At 74.9% G+C, this 19,614-nt stretch carries 16 protein-coding genes; 11 read left to right on the top strand and 5 right to left on the bottom strand.

Translation table 11 applies throughout. The annotated features are described in order from the left end of the window. Positions 1 to 434: 434 nt before the first annotated feature. Positions 435 to 1,064, bottom strand: coding sequence for an alpha-ketoglutarate-dependent dioxygenase AlkB (locus tag ACK586_RS19225; protein WP_409332109.1), 630 nt, complete (start codon positions 1,062 to 1,064; stop codon positions 435 to 437). A 49-nt stretch (positions 1,065 to 1,113) separates the two neighbouring features. Continuing rightward, a complete protein-coding gene (locus ACK586_RS19220) occupies positions 1,114 to 3,339 on the bottom strand; it encodes a RecQ family ATP-dependent DNA helicase (protein WP_409332108.1) in 2,226 nt (741 codons plus the stop codon). Between the two features lie 72 nt (positions 3,340 to 3,411). Between ACK586_RS19220 and ACK586_RS19215 the strand changes: the two genes are divergently transcribed. The 4 genes from ACK586_RS19215 to ACK586_RS19200 all read left to right on the top strand — a co-directional run bounded on the left by ACK586_RS19215 (position 3,412) and on the right by ACK586_RS19200 (position 7,789). Then, positions 3,412 to 4,263 carry a PHP domain-containing protein gene (locus ACK586_RS19215; RefSeq protein WP_409332107.1) on the top strand — a complete coding sequence of 284 codons (852 nt, stop codon included), beginning with the start codon at positions 3,412 to 3,414 and terminating at the stop codon, positions 4,261 to 4,263. A gap of 321 nt (positions 4,264 to 4,584) precedes the next feature. After that, positions 4,585 to 5,628, top strand: coding sequence for a carbamate kinase (locus ACK586_RS19210; protein ID WP_409332106.1), 1,044 nt, complete (start codon positions 4,585 to 4,587; stop codon positions 5,626 to 5,628). A 4-nt stretch (positions 5,629 to 5,632) separates the two neighbouring features. Beyond that, positions 5,633 to 6,736, top strand: a complete 1,104-nt coding sequence (gene bar / locus ACK586_RS19205; protein ID WP_409332105.1) for a barbiturase — start codon at positions 5,633 to 5,635, stop codon at positions 6,734 to 6,736. A 183-nt stretch (positions 6,737 to 6,919) separates the two neighbouring features. Beyond that, positions 6,920 to 7,789 (top strand): class I SAM-dependent methyltransferase, encoded by an 870-nt coding sequence (locus tag ACK586_RS19200; RefSeq protein ID WP_409332104.1) that lies wholly within the window; start codon positions 6,920 to 6,922, stop codon positions 7,787 to 7,789. 39 nt (positions 7,790 to 7,828) lie between these two features. Here the strand turns inward: ACK586_RS19200 and rpsD are convergent, their stop codons facing one another. Further along, complete coding sequence (gene rpsD / locus ACK586_RS19195) at positions 7,829 to 8,431, bottom strand: 30S ribosomal protein S4 (RefSeq protein WP_409332103.1); 603 nt, start codon at positions 8,429 to 8,431, stop codon at positions 7,829 to 7,831. A 59-nt stretch (positions 8,432 to 8,490) separates the two neighbouring features. On the opposite strand from rpsD, the gene ACK586_RS19190 reads away from it, so the two are divergent. Continuing rightward, positions 8,491 to 9,252 (top strand): DUF2470 domain-containing protein, encoded by a 762-nt coding sequence (locus ACK586_RS19190; RefSeq protein WP_409332102.1) that lies wholly within the window; start codon positions 8,491 to 8,493, stop codon positions 9,250 to 9,252. Positions 9,253 to 9,337: 85 nt separating this feature from the next. After that, positions 9,338 to 10,420, top strand: coding sequence for a PP2C family protein-serine/threonine phosphatase (locus tag ACK586_RS19185; RefSeq protein WP_409332101.1), 1,083 nt, complete (start codon positions 9,338 to 9,340; stop codon positions 10,418 to 10,420). A gap of 27 nt (positions 10,421 to 10,447) precedes the next feature. Here the strand turns inward: ACK586_RS19185 and ACK586_RS19180 are convergent, their stop codons facing one another. Then, on the bottom strand, positions 10,448 to 11,857 hold the full coding sequence (locus ACK586_RS19180) for a YlbE family protein (RefSeq protein ID WP_409332100.1): 1,410 nt from the start codon (positions 11,855 to 11,857) through the stop codon (positions 10,448 to 10,450). Next, the gene (locus ACK586_RS19175) at positions 11,854 to 13,350 is read right to left on the bottom strand and encodes an AllF/FdrA family protein (RefSeq protein ID WP_409332099.1); all 1,497 of its coding nucleotides are present in this window, start codon (positions 13,348 to 13,350) and stop codon (positions 11,854 to 11,856) included. The genes ACK586_RS19180 and ACK586_RS19175 overlap by 4 nt, the downstream gene beginning before the upstream one ends. 176 nt (positions 13,351 to 13,526) lie before the next feature. On the opposite strand from ACK586_RS19175, the gene ACK586_RS19170 reads away from it, so the two are divergent. From ACK586_RS19170 to ACK586_RS19150, 5 genes are read left to right on the top strand one after another with little or no spacing between them, the layout of a single operon-like run. Beyond that, positions 13,527 to 15,005: a uracil-xanthine permease family protein gene (locus ACK586_RS19170; protein ID WP_409332098.1), complete on the top strand. Its 1,479-nt coding sequence runs from the start codon at positions 13,527 to 13,529 to the stop codon at positions 15,003 to 15,005. Beyond that, positions 15,002 to 15,880 (top strand): FAD binding domain-containing protein, encoded by an 879-nt coding sequence (locus ACK586_RS19165; protein ID WP_409332097.1) that lies wholly within the window; start codon positions 15,002 to 15,004, stop codon positions 15,878 to 15,880. The genes ACK586_RS19170 and ACK586_RS19165 overlap by 4 nt, the downstream gene beginning before the upstream one ends. Further along, a complete protein-coding gene (locus ACK586_RS19160; RefSeq protein ID WP_409332096.1) occupies positions 15,877 to 16,428 on the top strand; it encodes a (2Fe-2S)-binding protein in 552 nt (183 codons plus the stop codon). The genes ACK586_RS19165 and ACK586_RS19160 overlap by 4 nt, the downstream gene beginning before the upstream one ends. Further along, positions 16,425 to 18,842, top strand: a complete 2,418-nt coding sequence (gene cutA, locus ACK586_RS19155; RefSeq protein ID WP_409332095.1) for an aerobic carbon-monoxide dehydrogenase large subunit — start codon at positions 16,425 to 16,427, stop codon at positions 18,840 to 18,842. The genes ACK586_RS19160 and cutA overlap by 4 nt, the downstream gene beginning before the upstream one ends. Beyond that, positions 18,839 to 19,531: an SRPBCC family protein gene (locus ACK586_RS19150; RefSeq protein ID WP_409332094.1), complete on the top strand. Its 693-nt coding sequence runs from the start codon at positions 18,839 to 18,841 to the stop codon at positions 19,529 to 19,531. Before cutA ends, ACK586_RS19150 begins: the two co-directional genes overlap by 4 nt. Positions 19,532 to 19,614 lie beyond the last annotated feature (83 nt).

Raw genomic sequence — 19,614 nt, 5'->3', positions numbered from 1 at the left:
TCAAACTCTCCGTAGATGAATTCGATACATGGCCGAGAACCGCGAGCTGACACTCGCGACATCATCAACCAAAGGAATCCCAGCACCATCCCACCCACACAAGAGCAGAACAGTGCACGGGGTATTACTTGGCACTGACTTTCGGCACGCTGTTGAGTTCTCAAGGAACGGACGCGCTCGTACTCGGCCCTTTTCAGGGTCTCGTTCGAGGCGGTGTCCCGACTGTACACCGAGCTCCGCAACAGTGGGCCCGCGGGGGGCGCTTCCGGCGGTTGACCAGGCTGGCGGCCCGGTCCGTTCTCGCTTGGTGCAGAGAGGACAGTACACGCCTCGGAGGGGTCGTGCACGGGGGGTACCCGTGGCGCCCCTCACGCTCCCCGGGCGCCTCAGGACGCCCCCGTCGTCCCGCCTGCGGGAGTGCCGGGCGGGGCCGGTCAGAGCACGCCCCGCGGGCGGAACTGGACGCTCACCCGCGGGCCGACCGGCTTGGACGTCTTGGGGATGCAGTGCTCCCAGGTGCGCTGGCAGGAGCCGCCCATGACGACCAGGTCCCCGTGGCCGACGGGGAAGCGCAGGCTCCCGCCGCCACCGACCGGCCGCAGCATCAGCGGGCGCGGCGACCCGAAGGACACGATCGCCACCATCGTGTCGGCCGAGCGCCCCCGGCCCAGCCGGTCGCCGTGCCAGGCGACGCTGTCGCGGCCGTCCCGGTACAGGCACATCCCGGCGCTCACGAACGGCTCACCCAGCTCGGCGCCGTAGTGCCGGTCGAGCGCGGCACGGGCCGCTCCGATGAGCGGGTGCGGCAGTTCCTCGTCGCCGCCGTACCAGCGCAGCAGGCGCGGGACGGCGACCTCCCGGTCGTACATCCGGCGCCGATCGGCCCGCCAGCCGATGTCGCCGAGCAGCACCTCGAGGACGGCCTCGGAACCGGTGACCCAGCCGGGCAGGTGATCCACCCAGGCGCCGCGCGACAGGTGGTGGCGCTCCACCCGGCCGGCCAGCCCGGTGAGCGCCGGCTCCTCTACCAGGTCCCACATCGAGGGCTGGCGCGCTAGCGACATGGACAGAGGCTACGCCATGTTTCGCACAGCTGTTCGAAACCCTGTGGATTCAGGCGGCGAGCGCCAGCGCGAAGGGCAGGACGCGGGAGGCGCCGGCGAGCCGGAGCTCGCGGCCGGCCACGGTCATCGTCCAGCGGGAGTCGGCCAGGTCGTCGACGAGCAGCACCGGCACGGGGCCGAGCCCGCCCAGGCGCTCGCGGAGCTCCGACCCGACCACGAGTCGCTGCCACACGCCCGCCAGGCGGAAGGCGCTGTTGCCCCCGGGACCGCCGGTCGGGCCGCCATGGGCCAGGGACAGCTCGCCCAGGTACGGCAGGCGACCCAGCCGTGCCATGCCCTCCGCCAGTCCGGTCACCAGCCGGGGGCGGCGCCGCGAGGGGACCGCCACGACGGCGGCCGGCCGCTCGGCCCAGTCCCAGGCCCCCAGCACGCGGGCGCACGCACGGAGGAGCTCGTCGTCCGGGGGGACGTCGTTCACCGATCGCTGCACCGGCACGTCGAAGGCCGCGTCCGGGTCCTCCTCGAAGCCGGGCGCCTCGAGGTCGAGCGTCACGGTGCCGCCGACGCCGTCGTCCCCGAGCAGGGTGCGCAGCCGCTGGCCCCAGCCGAGGTCGGTGAGGCGGGCGACCGCCCGCCCGGGGTCGAGCTGCTCGGCCGGGACGATCTTCCCCTTCACCGACACCCCGAGCCGGTCGGCGCCGGTCGGCCACTGGGCGCGCGGCGGGAGCTCGACGCCGGGCCGGTCGAGCGCCGCGGACGCCGCGTCGGCCGCACCCGCGGGGATCTCCGTGGAGTACCAGGGACCGGCGCACACGTCGCAGCGGCCGCAGGGCGCGGCGGTCGGGTCGTCGAGCGCCTCCTGCAGGAAGGCCATCCGGCACTGCGCCTCGTCGACCGGCCGGGCGTAGGTGATCATCGCCCGCTGCTCGGCTTCCCGGGTGCGCGCGACCCGGCCGTAGCGGTCGGCGTCGTACACCCACGGCCGCCCGGTGGACCGCCAGCCGCCCTGCACCCGCTCCACCGCGCCGTCGACGGCGAGCACCTTGAGCAGCAGCTCCAGCCGGGACCGGCGGACGTCGGCGACCGTCTCCAGCCGGGCCACCGACCACGCCTGGCCGTCGGCCATCGCGGAGAGGACGGCGGCCGCGTGGTCCTCCCGCGGCATGGAGGAGGTGGCGAACCACTGCCAGATGGCGAGGTCCTCCGGGCCGGGCAGCAGCAGCACGTCGGCGTGCTCGACGGCGCGGCCGGCGCGGCCGACCTGCTGGTAGTAGCTGACCGGCGACGACGGTGCCCCCAGGTGCACGACGAAGCCGAGGTCGGGCTTGTCGAAGCCCATGCCCAGCGCCGAGGTCGCGACCAGCGCCTTGACCCGGTTCTCGCGCAGCGCCTCCTCCGCGTCCTTGCGGTCGGCGTCGTCCAGCCGGCCGGTGTAGGCGCGCACCTCGTGCCCGGCCTCGCGCAGCAGCGTCGCCGTCTCCTCGGCCGCGGCGACGGTCAGCGTGTAGACGATGCCGCTGCCCGGGAGGTCGCCGAGGCGGGCGGCCAGCCAGGCCAGGCGGGCGCGGTCGGTGGGCAGCCGCAGCACGCCCAGGCGCAGCGAGTCGCGCGCCAGCGGGCCGCGCACCGTGGTCACCTCGACGCCGCCGGCGCCCAGCTGCTCGGCGACGTCGTCGACCACCCGCTCGTTGGCGGTGGCGGTGGTCGCCAGCACGGGGGTGCCGGCGGGCAGCGTGCCGAGCAGGTCGCGGATGCGGCGGTAGTCGGGCCGGAAGTCGTGACCCCAGTCCGAGACGCAGTGCGCCTCGTCGACGACGAGCAGTCCGCAGCGGGCGACCAGGCCCGGCAGCTGCTCCTCGCGGAACCGCGGGTTGGTCAGCCGCTCGGGGGAGACCAGCAGGACGTCGACCTCGTCGGCGGCCAGCCGGGCGGCGACGTCGCCCCACTCGGTGACGTTGGAGCTGGAGATCTCCACGGCCCGGATCCCCGCCCGTGCGGCCGCGGCCACCTGGTCGCGCATGAGCGCGAGCAGCGGGCTGACCAGCAGGGTGGGGCCGGCGCCCCGGCGGCGCAGCAGCGCGGTGGAGACGAAGTAGACCGCCGACTTCCCCCAGCCGGTGCGCTGCACGACCAGCGCCCGCTGCGAGCGCTCGACCAGCGCGGCGACCGCGGCGTCCTGGCCCTCGCGGAACTCCGCGTCGGGCCGGCCGGTGAGCTCGCGCAGCACCGCCAGCGCCTCGGCGGCCACGTCGGACGTCGGCGGGGCTGTCGTCATGCGCCCGACAGTAGGCACCGACGCCGACATCCCGCGGCGCCGCTGTGGACGGCGCGAGAGAGGATGGGGTCGATGCCGCCTCGCCGTGACCCGAAGCCGGACCAGACGCCGCCACCCGACAACCACGTCCACACCGGGTGGTCGTGGGACACCGCCACCACCTCGACGATGGCGCGCGCCTGCGAGCGGGCCGTCGCGCTGGGGCTGCCGGCGATCGCCTTCACCGAGCACCTCGACTTCACCGTCTGGGATCCCGACGACCGCGCCACCGACGAGGGGCTGGTCGAGCGGCACGCGAGCCGGCACGCGGAGATCGACGTCGAGGGCTACTTCGCCGAGCTGGAGGAGGTGCGCGACCGCTTCCGCGAGCTCCGCATCTGGTCGGGCGTGGAGGCCGGCGAGCCGCACCTGTTCTCCGCGAGCATCGCCGCCCACCTGCGCCGGGGTCCGGTGGACCGGGTGCTCGGCTCGCTGCACTCCCTGCCGCAGGGCACCCGTCTCTACGGCGTCGGCCACCTGCTCTGGGAGGACGCCGACGGCACGATGCGGCGCTACCTCGCCGAGGTGGTCCGGATGATCGAGGGCAGCGACGTCTTCCAGGTGCTGGCGCACGTCGACTTCCCGCGCCGGTACTGGCCCGGCGGCACGCACCGGTACGTCGAGAAGGACTACGAGGAGGAGTACCGGGCGGTGTTCCGCGCGCTCGCCGGGACCGGCCGGGCGCTCGAGGTCAACACCAGCAGCCCGCTGGCCTCGGTCGACCAGGTGCGCTGGTTCCGCGAGGAGGGTGGCGAGGCGATCAGCTTCGGCAGCGACGCCCACCAGCCCGGCGCCGTCGGCCAGCGGTTCGACCTCGCGGTGGACGTCGTCGAGGCGGCCGGCTTCCGCCCGGGCCGCGACCCGTTCGACTTCTGGCGGCGCTAGCCACCGTCGGCGAGCCAAGCACCCACAGCTGCACGCCGGCACTGCCCTCCTTCACGACGGCGCAGTCCTGGCCGTGCTCGCGCACCTCGTACTTCGCGGGGTCGAGGCTCGTCGACCACACCTCCAGCCGGCGGTCGGTGACGTCGCTGAAGGCGGCGCGGACCTGCTCGGGGGTCGCGCGGGTCTCGAAGTCGAAGCGGACCAGCACGGGGGCCTCCTCGGGGGAGGACGCCGATCGTGCTCGCCGGGACGAGGCGGACGACAGGGTCGTCGGTCGCCGGATACTTCAGCGCTGAGCAAGTTCTCGCTAGGGTCGCCGGGATGACCCTCCCGCGCCGCGCCGTCGTCGCGCTCGGCGGCAACGCCATGACCGGCCCGGACGGGTCGGCGACCCCGGGCGCCCAGCGCGCGGCCCTCGCGGTGGCGGCCGGCCACGTGGCCGAGCTGGTGGCCGCCGGCGTCGAGGTGGTGCTGACCCACGGCAACGGCCCGCAGGTGGGCAACCTGCTGGTGAAGAACGAGCTCGCCGCGCACGAGGTCCCGCCGGTCCCGCTGGACTGGAACGTCGCGCAGACCCAGGCCACGATCGGGTTCACCCTGGCCGACGAGCTCGACGCCGCTCTGGCCGCCCGCGGGCTCCGGCAGCGCACCGCCGCGCTGGTCACCCGCACGCTCGTCGACGCCGCCGACCCCGGCTTCGCCACGCCCACCAAGCCGGTCGGCCGCTTCCTGCCCCGCGAGCAGGCCGAGCGCTTCATCGCCCTCGGGCAGACGTGGGAGGACCGCGGCCCGCGCGGCTGGCGCCGGGTGGTCGCCTCCCCCGAGCCGCTGTCGGTCGTCGACGGTCCGGCGATCCACGCGCTGGCCGCGGCCGGCTTCGTCGTCGTCTGCGCCGGCGGCGGCGGGGTGCCGGTCGTCGACGACAGCACCGATCACCCCACCCACCCGGCGCTGCGCGGCGTCGAGGCGGTCATCGACAAGGACCTGACGGCGGCCGTGCTCGCGCGCGACGTCGCCGCCGAGGTCCTGGTCGTCGCCACCGACGTCCCGCACGTGATGGTCGGCTACGGCACGCCGGACGCCCGGCCGCTGGGCCGGGTCACCCCCGCCGAGCTGCGCGCCCACGCCGCGGCCGGCGAGTTCGCCCGCGGGAGCATGGCCCCGAAGGTCGAGGCCGTCCTGCGGTTCGTGGACGGTGGCGGCGGCCGCGCCGTCGTCACCTCGCTCGAGCACATCACCGACGCCGTCACCGGTGACGCCGTCGGCACCGTCGTGCAGGAGGACCCTCCTGCCCCCCACCGCTCGCAGGCTCGCGGCGGGGCCCTGCAGGAGGGCCGCACAGCCCCGAACACAGAGGAGAAGTGAGCGAATGCCCGCACCCATCGAGGTCCGCAAGGTCCCCCTGCACAACGTCAGCGACGCCTCCGAGCTGGCCAAGCTCATCGACGAGGGCGTGATGGAGGCCGACCGCGTGGTCGCCGTGATCGGCAAGACGGAGGGCAACGGCGGCGTCAACGACTACACGCGGATCATCGCCGACCGCGCCTTCCGCGAGGTGCTCCTGGAGAAGGGCAGCCGGTCGAAGGAGGAGGTCGGGGAGATCCCGATCGTCTGGTCGGGCGGGACGGACGGCGTCATCAGCCCGCACGCGACCATCTTCGCGACCCTGCCCGAGGACGCCGTCGAGAAGACCGACGAGCCGCGGCTGACCGTCGGCTACGCGATGAGCGACGTGCTGCTGCCCGAGGACATCGGCCGCATCTCCATGGTCGAGAAGGTCGCCGAGGGCGTGAAGCGGGCCATGGAGGCCGCGGGCATCACCGACCCGGCCGACGTCCACTACGTGCAGACCAAGACGCCGCTGCTGACCATCGAGACCATCCGCGACGCCAAGAGCCGCGGCCAGGACACGTACTACGACGAGCCGCACGGCTCCATGGACCTGTCCAACGGCACGACGGCCCTGGGCATCGCGGTCGCGCTCGGCGAGATCGAGCTGCCGAAGCAGGAGCAGGTCATGCGCGACCTGTCCCTGTACAGCGCGGTCGCCTCCTGCTCGTCGGGCGTGGAGCTGGACCGGGCACAGATCGTCGTCGTCGGCAACGCGCGCGGGCACGGCGGCAACTACCGGATCGGCCACTCGGTGATGACGGACGCGTTGGACCAGGACGGCATCTGGGACGCCATCCGCCAGGCCGGGCTCGACCTGCCCGAGCGCCCGCACGTCAGCGACCTCGGCGACCGGCTGGTCAACGTCTTCCTCAAGTGCGAGGCCGATCCGACCGGCTACGTGCGCGGGCGGCGCAACGCGATGCTCGACGACTCCGACGTCTTCTGGCACCGCCAGATCAAGGCGACCGTCGGAGGCGTCGCGGCCTCGGTCACCGGTGACCCGGCGGTGTTCGTCTCCGTGGCCGCGGTGCACCAGGGCCCCTCGGGCGGCGGCCCCGTGGCCGCGATCGTCCGGGCCTGAGGCCGTCGCGATCACGGGCTCGTCGCCGCAGGCGCGCGCAGACGCGTCGGCCGGAGCGGCGACGAGCCCGTGATCGCGGGGAGCCGGGCCCCGACGGACTCCTCCGTCACAACCGCCCCAGCCGCCTGCGCGTCGCCGAGCGCCTCCCCGGTCGGGCCACCGCGCGGGCTACCTTCGGCGGCCATGACCTCGGTTCGCACCGTCGCCAGGAGGGCCGCCGACCCGGTCCTGACGCGCATCGCCCACCGCGCCGCCGCCCTCACCCCCCGGCCGGTCGCCGAGCCGCCGGACGACGTGACGGTCGAGCTGCTGCACGGTCCGGCCGCGCGGCTCAACGACCGCCGCGTCACGCGCGGGCAGATGGCCGACCTCGCCGCCCAGGTGGCCGCGGTGGCCGGTGTCGAGGACCCGGCCCCGCACCTGGCGCAGGCCTACCGGCTGCTCGCGCACCTGGAGAGCGGGGGGATCGGCCGCCTGGCGGGTACCACGAGCAACATCCTCGGGAAGCTGACCACCGCGCCGCTGCTGCTCGGTGCGGGGCCGCAGGCCCGGGTCCTGGAGATCGGCACGCTCTTCGGCCTCTTCGCCGCCGGGCTGCACCGCCAGCTCCTGCGCTACGGCCGCGAGCACTCGCTGGTCGTGGTCGACCCGCTGGAGGCCGTGCAGCTGCAGCCCGAGCGCCCCCGGGCCACCGACCCGAGCGGCACGCCGGTGACCGAGTCGACGGTGCGGGCCAACCTGCGCTTCGCCGGCGTGGACCCCGCCGCCGTGACCGTCCACCGCGGCGTCTCGACCGACCCGGCGGTGCGCGGGACCGTCGGCGGCCCCTACGACCTGGTGGTGATCGACGGCGACCACTCCCGCGAGGGCGTCGCCGCGGACCTCGCCTGGGTGGAGACCATCGCCGCCCCTGGCGCCGTCGTCGTCATGGACGACTACGGCGACCCCGGCTGGCCGGGGGTGTCGCAGGCCCTCGACGACCACCTCGCGGCCGGGTCGTCGATGCAGTTCCTGGGCGCGGTCTCCACCTCGGCCTTCCTCCGGATGCCCTGACGCCGACGCGGGCGGCAGGGAGACCCGCCGCCCGCAGGATCAGCGGGAGTAGTACTCCACGACCAGTTGCTCCTCGCAGACCACCGGCACCTCCTCGCGGGCCGGGGTGCGCTCCACCCGGCACACCAGGTCCCCGATCGCCACCGACAGGTAGGCCGGCGGGTCGGCGTGCGCGCCGGAGGAGGCGACGACGAAGGGCTCCTTGGTGCGCGAGCGCGCCGCGACCTGCACGAAGTCCCCCGGCCGCAGCCGGTAGGAGGGCCGGTCGACGCGCCGGCCGTTCACCAGCACGTGCTGGTGGGTGACGAACTGCCGCGCCTGGTAGATGGTGCGGGCGAACCCCGCGCGCAGCACGGTGGCGTCCAGCCGCGACTCGAGGTCCTGGATCAGCGCCTCGCCGGTCTTGCCGCCGGACCGCCTGGCCCGGTCGAAGGCCCGCCGCAGCTGCGTCTCACTGATGTCGTACTGCGCCCGGAGGCGCTGCTTCTCCAGCAGCCGGGTCGAGTAGTCGCTGGCCTGCTTGCGCTTGCGGCCGTGCTCGCCGGGCGGGTAGGGCCGGCGCTCGACGTACTGCACGGCCTTGGGGGTGAGCGGCAGCCCGAGCCGGCGGCTCAGCCGGATCTTGGGACGAGGAGTGTTCACGGGACCTCCGGTTTGGTTAGGCTCACCTTACTACCGGTCGACAGTCGCGAGGGAAGCCCATGGACGCACGCCAACCGACCCGGACCCCGCAGCGGGGCGCCGGCGCCCCGAGCCCGGCCGAGCGGGCCCGCACGGTGGCGACCTGCGCCACCGCCTGCGTGCACGCCCTGGGGCAGGGGACGGCGCCGCTGCTCGCCGCGACGACGACGGCGGGCGGCGAGGTGCTGCTGGTCGTCCCGCGGTCCGGCGGCCTGGCCGACGCCGTCCGGCGGTCCCCGCTGGGTGACCTGCCGGCCCGGCTCACGGTGACCCGCCGCTCCGCGCTCCCGCTGCGCGACCCCGTCCGCGGCCGGCTCGAGCTGGCCGGCTGGCTGACGCCGGTGGCGCCGCCGGCGGAGGCCACGCTCGTCCTCGACTTCGCCGAGGCCTGCGCGGCCGACGTCCTCCTCGACGTGGGCCTGACCGCGACCCTGCTCCGGTTGGACGTGGCGGAGGTGCTGCTGGAGGAGCACGGCAGCTGCACGCCGATCGAGCCGGAGGACTTCGTCGCCGCCCGCCCCGACCCGCTGGCCGTCGACGAGGCCGACCTGCTCGGCGAGCACGCCGGACCCCTGGCCGAGCTGGGCGCGCGGGTACGGCTGTGGGCCGGCGAGGACGACGGTGTGCACCTGCTCGGCCTCGACCGCTCCGGCGTCCTGTTCCGGGTCGAGTGCCCGGCCGCCCACTACTACGACCTGCGGGTCCCGTTCCCGGCGAACGTGACGGACCGGTCCGGCGTGGGGCCGGCGCTCGCGGAACTGCTCCGGTGCGCCCCGGCTTGAGCTGACGCGGCCACGGCCCGGCGGCAACTACCCTCGCCGTCGACGCGCGCCGACCGGCCGCAACCGGTCCGACGAAGGAGCCGCGGTGATCACCCGCACCACCGCGCGCACCCACGCCCTCCCGTCCGGAGCCCTGGCCGCCGTCGCCGCCGCCGACCTCCTGCTCGGCCGCGACCAGGTGCTCATCGGGCTGGCGGTGGTCTCCCCGATGGTCGCCGCGACGGTGCTCGGCCGCCGCGCGACCGCCGGCTACGGGGCCCTCGCCGTGCTCGCCGCCGTCCTGCTGGGCGTCTTCGACGAGCAGTACACCCAGGGCATGCTGGCCGCCCAGGTCGTCCGCATCGTGGGCGTGGCCGTCGGCGCGGTGGCGGCGGTGGCCGCGTCGGGGCTGCGCCAGCGCCGCGAGGGCCGGGCCCGGGAGGCGGCGGCGAGCGCGGCCGCCGACCGGGCCGTCATGGAGCTCGCCGAGACGCTGCAGCGCAGCCTGCTCACCGCTCCCCCGCAGCTGGCCCGGGTGGCCACCGCCGTCCGCTACCGGCCGGCCACGCGGGGTGCCCACGTGGGTGGCGACTGGTACGACGCCTTCGCCGTCCCCGACGGGACGACGCTGCTGGTCATCGGCGACGTCGCCGGGCACGACGCCGTCGCCGCGGCGGCCATGGCCCAGGCGCGCGGGCTGCTGCGCGGCCTCGCGCAGTCGGTGGTCGGGTCGCCGGCCGCCGTCCTGTCCGCGCTGGACCGGGCGCTGCACGACCTCGGCATCGGCGCGCTGGTGACGATCACCGTCGCGACGGTCGACGAGCGGTCGGCCGACGGCGTGCACCTGCGCTGGTCGAACGCCGGTCACCCGCCGCCGGTGCTGATCGGCGCCGACGGCCGGGCCGACCTCCTGGAGCGGCCGGTCGAGCGGCTGCTGGGCGTCGAGCCCTGCGGCGCTCGGGCCGACCACGGCCTGACCCTGGGCGTGGGCGACACCCTGCTGCTCTACACCGACGGGCTGATCGAGCGCCGCGGCGCCTCCCTGGACGCCGGCCTCGCGGCGCTGCTCGAGCAGGCGCGCCGGTCGGCGGGCCGGCCGCTGGAGCAGCTCTGCGACGACGTGCTGGCGGGGTTGCCCGAGCACGCCGAGGACGACGTCGCGCTGCTGGCCGCCCGCGTGCGCGGCTGAGCGTCCGCAGCCGGCCGGCCGGGGTGCTCAGCCGGCTGCCCGGGACTCCTGCGCCAGCGCCGCCAGCGCCTGCTCGAAGCACTCCCGCGGCGGCTGCACCAGCCCGGCGCCGACCTGCCCGGTGCCGGCGACCCGCCCGGCCATGCCGGTGTTGATCTGCGGCAGCCACCCGGTGCGGGCGACCGAGACGACGTCGATGCCCGTCGGGGAGCCGCGGAAGCCGAGGATCGGGATGGCCATCGCCGGGTTCTCCGCGAGGGTGAGCTGGTACATCCGCTCGGTCGTGGCCAGCGCGTCGGGCACGGTGCCGCCCACGAAGCGGACGATCGCCGGCGCCGCGGCCATCGAGAACCCGCCGACGCCGTAGGTCTCCATGATCGCGGAGTCGCCGATGTCGGGGTTGGCGTCGTCGGGGCCGTAGTCGCCGAGGAACAGCCCGACCGGCGTCTGCGCCGGCCCGGTGAACCAGCGGTCGCCGGTGCCGGCGGTCCGGATGCCGAACTCGGTGCCGTTGCGGGCCATGACGGTGACCATCGTCGAGCCGGGGACGTCGCCGGCGGCGTCCATCGCCAGCTTGGCCGTCGGCATGCCGAGGTTGAGGAAGAAGTGCTCGTTGCCGCCGATGAAGCGCAGCACGGCGGCGACGTCGGAGGACGGGGCGTCCACGCCGACGACGGCCGGGGAGAGCTCGCGCAGCGCCATCAGCGACCCGGCGCGGTTGCGGTTGTGCCCCTCGTCGCCCATCTGCAGCATCTGCGCGAGCACGGCCTTGACGTCCAGCGGGTCGCTCATCGACCGCACGGCGGCGGCCAGCACCGGCCCGAGGACGTCGCGCATCCAGGCCAGCCGGGTGAGCACCTCCTCGCTGAAGGCGCCCATCCGCAGCACCTTGCCCAGGCCCTCGTTGAGGTTGCAGTACGCCTTCCCGCCCTGGACCGGGTCCGCCAGGCACCACATCCACATCGACGGGCTGGTGACGCCGGCCATCGGGCCCACCGCGGAGTGGTGGTGGCAGGGGTCGAGGGCGATCTCCCCGGCGGCGAGGAGCCGCTCGGCCTCCTCGACCGTCGACGCCCAGCCCTCGAAGAGGGTCGCGCCGATGAGGCCGCCGCGCAGCGGGCCGCTGGCGTCGGACCAGGCGATCGGGGGCCCGGCGTGCAGGATCGTGCGGTCGGGCAGGCCGAGCACCTCGCGGGCCGGGCGGACGTCGGTGAGCACCGAGCCCGCGGCGAGCACCCGCTCGACCGCCGTCCGGTTGGCCGCGGCCCGGCGCGGGTCCAGGGCCAGCTGCGCCAGGTCGTCGGCGTTCCCGAGGCCCGGCGGGCGCCAGTCGACGTCGTGCACGTCGGCGCCCTGGGCGCGCAGCGCACCGGAGAAGACGTCGACGCCGGCGGCCACGACCGCGGGCGGGCCGGACAGCAGGTCGGCGAGGCTCATGCCGCCGCTCCGATCAGGTCGAGGGCGAACCGGGTGGCCGCGGCGTTGGAGGCGAACACGTGCGCGCCGGCCGCGGCGAGGGCGTCGGCCTGACGGCTCCAGCCCTGCGGGTCGGCCTCGGTGCCGACCAGCGCGACGACCACCGGCAGCGTCGTCCGCGCGCGGGCGGCGGTGAGCGCCGGGGCGAGCGCGCCGGCCGGGTCGGGGTCGGCGCCGTACCCGAGGACGACGTCGAGCAGCAGCACCGCGGGCTCGCCGGCCGCCGCCAGCCCGGCGACGGCCTCCAGCCGCAGCGTCGGGTCGATCATCGGGTGGGCGCGGCCGACGGTCAGCGCGTCATCGCCGAAGTCGACCACCACGTGCCCGCGGGCGGCCAGGTCGGTGCCCAGGTCGAGCTCCGGCCGCAGCGGGGTGTTCGACCGGACGTCGCCCAGCAGCGGGGCCGCCAGCAGCATCGCCTCGTCGGCGAGCGTGCCGCCGGAGTAGAACCCCTTGAGGACGGCGCCGGGCAGCGCGGCCTCCGCCGGCCCGGGGCGCGCGGGCCACCGCGGAACGGCGACGCCGAGGTCGCCCAGCAGCGCCTCGACGGCGGCGGTGAGGTCGGGCGACTGCGCCGACAGCGCCGCGGAACGGACCGGCACCGACAGCCCGGCCGCGGCCTCCTCGACGCGAGCGGCCACCGACGGCGCCGGCGGCTTGGACACCAGCAGCACCCGCTCGGTGGCCGGGTCGGCGTCGAGCGCGGCGAGGGCGTCGAGCGTGGCCAGCCCGCCGACGGCCTCGGACAGGTCCCGGCCGCCGACCCCGAGCACGTGCGACACCCCGACGCCGGCCATGTCCAGCAGGCAGGAGACCTGCTGGGCGCCGGTGCCACTGGCCGCCACCAGCCCGACCGGCCCGCGGCGGACGACGTTCGCGAAGCCCAGCGCGAGCCCCGACACGATCGCCGTCCCGCAGTCGGGGCCCATGACCAGGACCCCGGCCTCGTGCGCGGCCCGCTTGAGCGCGACCTCGTGCTCGACCGGCACGCCGTCGGAGAAGACCAGGACGCTCTGCCCGGCGGCGATCGCGTCAGCCGCCTCGGCCACCGCGTACGGCCCGGGAACGCTGACGATCGCGAGCGCCGGGCCCGCCTCGGGCAGCGCGTCGAGCCCCGCTCCGACGGTCCGGGCCGGGATCGCCTCGGCCGCGCCGGTGGACCGCTGACGCTCGGCCAGGGCGGCGTCGACGGCGGCCACCGCGGCGGCGAGCGCGGCGTCGTCCTCGGCGTGGATCCCGACGAGCAGCTGCTCGGGGGTGGCCGGCTCCTCGGGGGCGAGCCCCATGCCCGCGGCGAGCTCCAGGTTCAGCGGCGTCGCCATCGCGACCACCACCGCGGTGACCCCGTCGCGGGCCCCCACGTCCCGGCTCACCTGCATCAACCGCACGGAATCGGCGTAGACGCCGCTGCGGAGCACGACGGACCGGACACCGGAGCGGGGCGGTGGGCTCACGGACCGAACGCTACCGCCGGGAGTTGCTCAGCGGTGAGGCATCTCGGCGATAACGATTTAGCGGTGAGCTACTTCCGCTCCCCCACCGGGCGGGTGTCAGATGGTCCCTCCCGGGTGCGGCGAGAGGCGCCTGCCCCGGATCCCACGGGAACGAGCACGTGAAGGAGAGCCGTCCAATGGCGTTCGGCTGGAAGCTCTACGGAGACGGGAAGACCCCGCCGCTGGGCGAGGCGGTCGCCCCCGACGAGCGGCTGTCGTGGCCGCGCACCGCCGGCATCGGCGCCCAGCACGTGGTCGCCATGTTCGGCGCCACCTTCGTCTTCCCCCTGATCATGGGGTTGGACGCCAACCTCGCGATCATGATGAGCGGCATCGCGACGATCGTCTTCCTGCTCATCGTGAAGAACCAGGTGCCGAGCTACCTGGGCACCAGCGCCGCCTTCGTCGGCGGGGTCGCGGCCATCAGGCTCAACGGCGGGGACTCCAGCGACGTCGTCGGCGCCCTGCTGGTCGCCGGCGTCGTCCTGGCGCTGGTCGGCCTGCTGATCCACTTCTCCGGGCTCGGGCTCATCAACACGGTCCTGCCCCCGGCGGTCACCGGCGCGGTGGTCATGCTGATCGGCTTCAACCTGGCGCCGGTCGCCGCCACCATCTACTGGCCGCAGGACCAGTGGGTCGCGCTCGCCACGATGACCTTCGTCATCGTCGCCTCCCTCGCGCTGCGCGGCTTCATCGCCCGCATCTCGATCCTGCTCGGCCTGGTCTTCGGCTACCTGCTCTCCGTGCTCCTGGACGCCACCTCGGGCCAGATCACCTCGTTCGACCCGAACACCCCCGACGGCTCCGAGACCACCCGCGACCGGATCAGCTTCGACGCCGTGGGCGACGCCGACTGGTTCGGCCTGCCCGACTTCACCGCACCGTCCTTCTCGCTCAGGTTCAGCCTGCTCGTGATCCCCGCCGTGATCGCGCTCGTCGCGGAGAACGTCGGCCACGTCAAGGCGGTCGCGGAGATGACCAAGCGCGACCTCGACCCGGTGATGGGCAGGGCGGTCTTCGCCGACGGTGTCGGCACCGTCATCGCGACCTCCGTGGGTGGCTCGCCGACGACCACCTACGCCGAGAACATCGGCGTCATGGCCGCCACCCGGGTCTACTCGACGGCCGCCTACTACGTCGCCGCCGCCGTCGCGATCCTGCTCGGCCTGATCCCCAAGTTCGGCGCGCTGATCAGCATCGTCCCCGGCGGTGTGCTGGGCGGGATCACCGTCGTGCTCTACGGGATGATCGGCCTGCTCGGGGCCAAGATCTGGAAGGAGAACCGGGTCGACTTCGCCAACCCGATCAACCTGGTGCCCCTGGCCGCGGGCATCATCATCGGCATCGGCAACGTCACGCTCGACTTCACCGAGGACTTCTCGCTGACCGGCATCGCCCTCGGCTCGATCGTCGCCGTCGCCGCCTGGCACATCGCCCGCGCGCTGGCGCCGGCGGACATGAAGGCCGCGCTCACCCGCGAGGGCGCCCACCCGGCCGCCGGCAGCACGTTCGGCCACGGCGACGAGGTCTCCCCCGACCCGTCGTCGGTGGACGAGGTCGGCCGGCCCGGCGTCACCGGGTCGGCCACGCCGCGGAAGGGGTCCCGCAACCGGTGAAGCCCGCGCCCTTCCGCTACGCCGACCCCGGCTCCCTCGACGAGGCGCTCGCCGTCCTCGCCGACGAGGGAGACGGCGCCAAGGTGCTCGCCGGTGGCCAGTCGCTGCTCCCGCTGCTGTCGATGCGGCTGGCCGCGCCGACCACCCTGGTCGACATCAACCGGGTCCCGGGCCTCGACACCGTCGAGGCCACCGGGGACGGCGTGCGGGTGGGGGCGCTGGTCCGCCACGCGGGGCTGCTCGCCGATGCCGCCGCCGCCCGGGTCCAGCCGCTGCTGGCCCGGGCGACGGCTAACGTCGCCCACCCGGCCATCCGCAACCGCGGGACGACGGTGGGCTCCATCGCGCACGCCGACCCGTCGGGCGAGATGACCTCGGTGCTGGCGCTGACCGACGGGACGGTGACCGTGGCGACGCCGTCGGGCCGCTCGAGCGTCGGCTGGCGGGACCTGTTCGTCGGGCCCCTGGAGACCTCGGTGCACGGGCCGGCGGTCGTCGTCGACGCCTTCTTCCCGGCGCTGCCGGAGCGCTCCGGGACCGCGTTCGCCGAGATCGCGCGCCGCAAGGGTGACTACGCCGTCTGCGGCGCGGGCGTCGTCGTCACCCTGTCCGAGGACCGCACCGTCGAGCGCGTGACGGCGTCCTACCTCTCGGTGGGCCTGGTGCCCGAGGTGCACGACCTGACCGAGGCGGTGCACGGGCAACCGGCCGACACCGCGGACTGGGCCGCCGCGGGTGAGCTGGCCCGCTCGCTGGTCGACCCCGACGGCGACCTGCACGCCAGCGCCGACTACCGCCGCCTGCTCGTGGGCGTGCTCACCGAGCGGACACTGGCCACGGCCGTGACCGAGGCACTGGAGAGGACCGCCGCATGACCTCCGTGGACACCGAGCGCTCGATCACCGTGACGGTCAACGGTGTTCCACGTGAAGCCACCGTGCCGGTGCGCCGGCTGCTGTCGGACGCGCTGCGCCACGACCTCGGGCTGACCGGCACCCACGTCGGCTGCGAGCACGGCGTCTGCGGCGCGTGCACGGTGCTGGTCGACGGGGCCCCGGTGCGCTCGTGCCTGGTGCTCGCCGTCCAGGTGGACGGCGCCGCGGTGACCACCGTGGAGGGGCTGGCCCGCGACGACCACCGGGGCGGGCAGGTGCTGCACCCGGTGCAGGAGGCGTTCCGCGAGTGCCACGCGCTGCAGTGCGGCTTCTGCACGCCGGGCTTCCTCGTCACGATCGCCGCCGGCCTCGAGGCGCGGGACGGGTCGGCGGAGATCACCGACGACGAGGTCGAGGAGATCGTCGGGGGCAACCTCTGCCGCTGCACCGGCTACGCCAACATCAAGAAGGCCGTGAAGCACGCGGCCGCCGCGATGGCCACCGACCGCCACAGTGGCCACTTCGGCGGAGGGGACGGCGCCTGGTGACCACGAAGCTGTTCGGCGAGCCGGTCCGCCGCCGCGAGGACGCCCGCCTCATCACCGGGAAGGGCCGCTACCTCGACGACATCGGGCACGACGCCCTGGCCGCCGCCTTCGTGCGCAGCCCGCACGCGCACGCCCGCATCGTCGACATCGACGTCGAGGCCGCGCTCGAGGTCGAGGGCCTGGTCGCGATCTACACCTACGAGGACCTGACCGGCCCGATGGCCGAGCCGCTGCCGGTGCTCATCCCGCACCCGCAGCTGCACGCGCCGCGCACCGGCTACCCGCTGGCCGACGGCGAGGTGAACCACGTCGGCGAGCCGGTGGTCATGGTCGTGGCCACCGACCGCTACGTCGCCGAGGACGCCGCCGAGCGGATCGTGGTCACCTACGAGGAGCTGCCGGTCGTCGTCGGGGTGGACGCCGCCCGCGCGGCTGCCGCCGCCGTCCACGACGAGATCCCCGACAACGTCGCGGCGCGCCACCACCAGGAGACCGGGGACGTCGAGGCGGCACTGGCCGGCTCCGCCCGCACGCTGAGCTTCACCCAGTACATCGAGCGCAGCGCCTGCATGCCGCTGGAGGGCAAGGGCGTGCACGCGCGGTGGGACCCGGCGGACTCGTCGCTGCGGGTCTACTCGAGCACGCAGGCCTCGACGTCGGTCCGGGCGGCGATCGCGGCGAAGCTGGAGCTGTCGCTGGACGCCGTCGAGGTGATCGCGCCCGACGTCGGCGGCGGCTTCGGCGTGAAGATCGTGCACCCGTGGCCGGAGGAGCTGCTGGTGCCGATGGCCGCGATCAAGCTGGGCCGCGAGGTGAAGTGGGCCGAGGACCGGCGGGAGCACTTCATCGGCAGCGCGCACGAGCGCCAGCAGCGCCAGGAGATCACCGTCGGGTTCGACGACGACGGGCGGATCACCGCGCTGGACGTGCACGCCTGGCACGACAACGGCGCGTACACGCCCTACGGGATCATCGTGCCGATCGTGACCGCGACCCAGCTGGTCGGGCCGTACGCGATCCCCGTCTACCGGGTGGTCGTGGAGAGCGTCTACACGAACACGGTCATCGTGACGCCCTACCGCGGGGCCGGGCGGCCGCAGGGCTGCTACGCGATGGAGCGGACGATGGACCGCATCGCCGACGCGCTCGGCCTGGACCGGGCCGAGGTGCGGCGGCGCAACCTCATCCAGCCCGACCAGTTCCCCTACGACCACCACCTGACGTTCCAGGACGGCCGGCCGGTCATCTACGACTCCGGCGACTACCCGGGGCTGCTGGACAAGCTGACCGCGCTGGTGGACTGGCCCGGGATCGAGGAGCGCCGGGCCGAGGCCGCCACGCGCGGAAAGCTGCTGGGCGCCGGGATGGCGCTGTACGTGGAGGGCACCGGACCCGGGCCGTACGAGGGCGGGCACGTGCAGGTGCTGGGCAGCGGCAAGGTGCTGGTCGCCACGGGCCTGACGTCGCAGGGGCAGGGCCACGAGACGTCGTTCGCGCAGATCGTCGCCTCCGAGCTCGGCGTCCCGATCGAGGACGTCGAGGTCACCACCGGCGACACCCGCCGGTTCCCCTACGCCGTGGGGACGTTCGCCTCCCGGGCCGCGGTGATGAGCGGCAACGCCATCGCCCTGGCCGCCCGCGGGGTGCGGGAGAAGGCGCTGCGGATCGCCGCGGAGGTGCTGGAGGCCGACCCGGGCGACCTGGAGATCGTCGACGGCGTGGTGGGGGTGAAGGGCACCCCCGGCGCCACGCTGCCGCTGCGCACGGTCGCCGTCCTGTCCAACCCGCTGCGGTACGCCTTCGACGAGGCGGCCAAGCAGGCGACCCAGTTCGCGCGGGCCGGGTCGGACGACAAGCCGCCGGTGGCCCCCGGGGACGCGCCGGGGCTGGAGCACCGCGACTACTACTCGCCGATCCGCTCGACGTTCGCCTCGGGCGCGCACGCCGCGGTGGTGGAGATCGACCCGGCCACCTGGGAGATCGACGTCGTCTCCTACGCGGTCGTGCACGACTGCGGCAACGTGGTGAACCCGATGATCGTCGAGGGTCAGGTGCACGGCGGGGTCGCGCAGGGCGTGGCCGGGGCGCTGTACGAGCGGATGGCCTACGACGCCGACGGGCAGCTGCAGAACGCCTCGTTCATGGACTTCCTGATGCCGTACGCCTCGGAGGTGCCCGACGTGGCGATCGACCACCAGCAGACGCCCTCGCCGCTGAACCCGCTGGGCATCAAGGGCGCCGGCGAGGCCGGCGTCATCCCCGGGACGGCCGCGATCGCCTCGGCGATCGAGGACGCGACGGGACGGCGGATCGCGGCGATGCCGATCTCGCCGACCGAGCTGTACGACGTGATGCGCTCCCCGGATGCGGAGCTGACGGCGGCCGCGGGCCGCAGGACGGGAGTGGGTGCGTGAAGCTCGACGGGTCGGCGGTGCTGCAGGGGACGCCGGAGCAGGTGTGGTCGGTCATCACCGACCCGGCGGTGCTGGCGCGGACGATCCCGGGCTGCGAGTCGCTGGAGCTGACCGGCCGGGACGAGTACCGGATGAACGTCTCGGTCGGGGTCGGCGCGATCCGCGGGACCTACGCCGGCGAGGTGCGGCTGACCGACCAGCAGCGGCCGACGTCCTACGTCATGCACGCCTCGGGCGCCGGAGCGCCGGGCAACGCGCGGGCCAAGGTGCTCATCTCCCTGGCCGGGGACGGCGACGGCGGGACGACGACGCTGACGTACTCGGCGGACGCCGTGGTGGGCGGGCCGGTGGCCGGTGTCGGGCAGCGGATGATCACCGGCGTCGCCAAGCGGATGGCCGGCCAGTTCTTCTCGGCCGTCGACGGCGAGCTGACCGGCGCCGCTCCGGTCCCGGCGGCGGAGGAGCCCCGCGCGACCTCGGCGGCGGTGAGCTCGACGACCGCTCCGGCCGCGGAGGGCGCTCCCGCGGGGACGTCGGCGGCGCCGCAGGTCTTCGCCGGCCGCGCCGCGCCCGCGGCGCCGGCCGGCACCACGCTGGACCTCCGCTCGTTCCTGGTCGGTGCCGCGTCCGGTGGGCTGCTCACCGCGTGGGGCGTCGCCCTCGGCTACCTCCTCGGCCGCCGCCGCTGACCCGGCCGGGCGGGACGGCGGAACGGTCCTGCCACTGTGCAGTTGTCCACCACACGGCGCACGGGCGAGGTGGAGATGTGCAC

Origin of the sequence: Trujillonella humicola, from assembly GCF_046233715.1 — a bacterium.
In the GTDB taxonomy this organism is placed as follows: Bacteria; Actinomycetota; Actinomycetes; order Mycobacteriales; family Geodermatophilaceae; genus Trujillonella; species Trujillonella humicola.
This window is presented reverse-complemented; position numbering and strand designations above follow the sequence as displayed.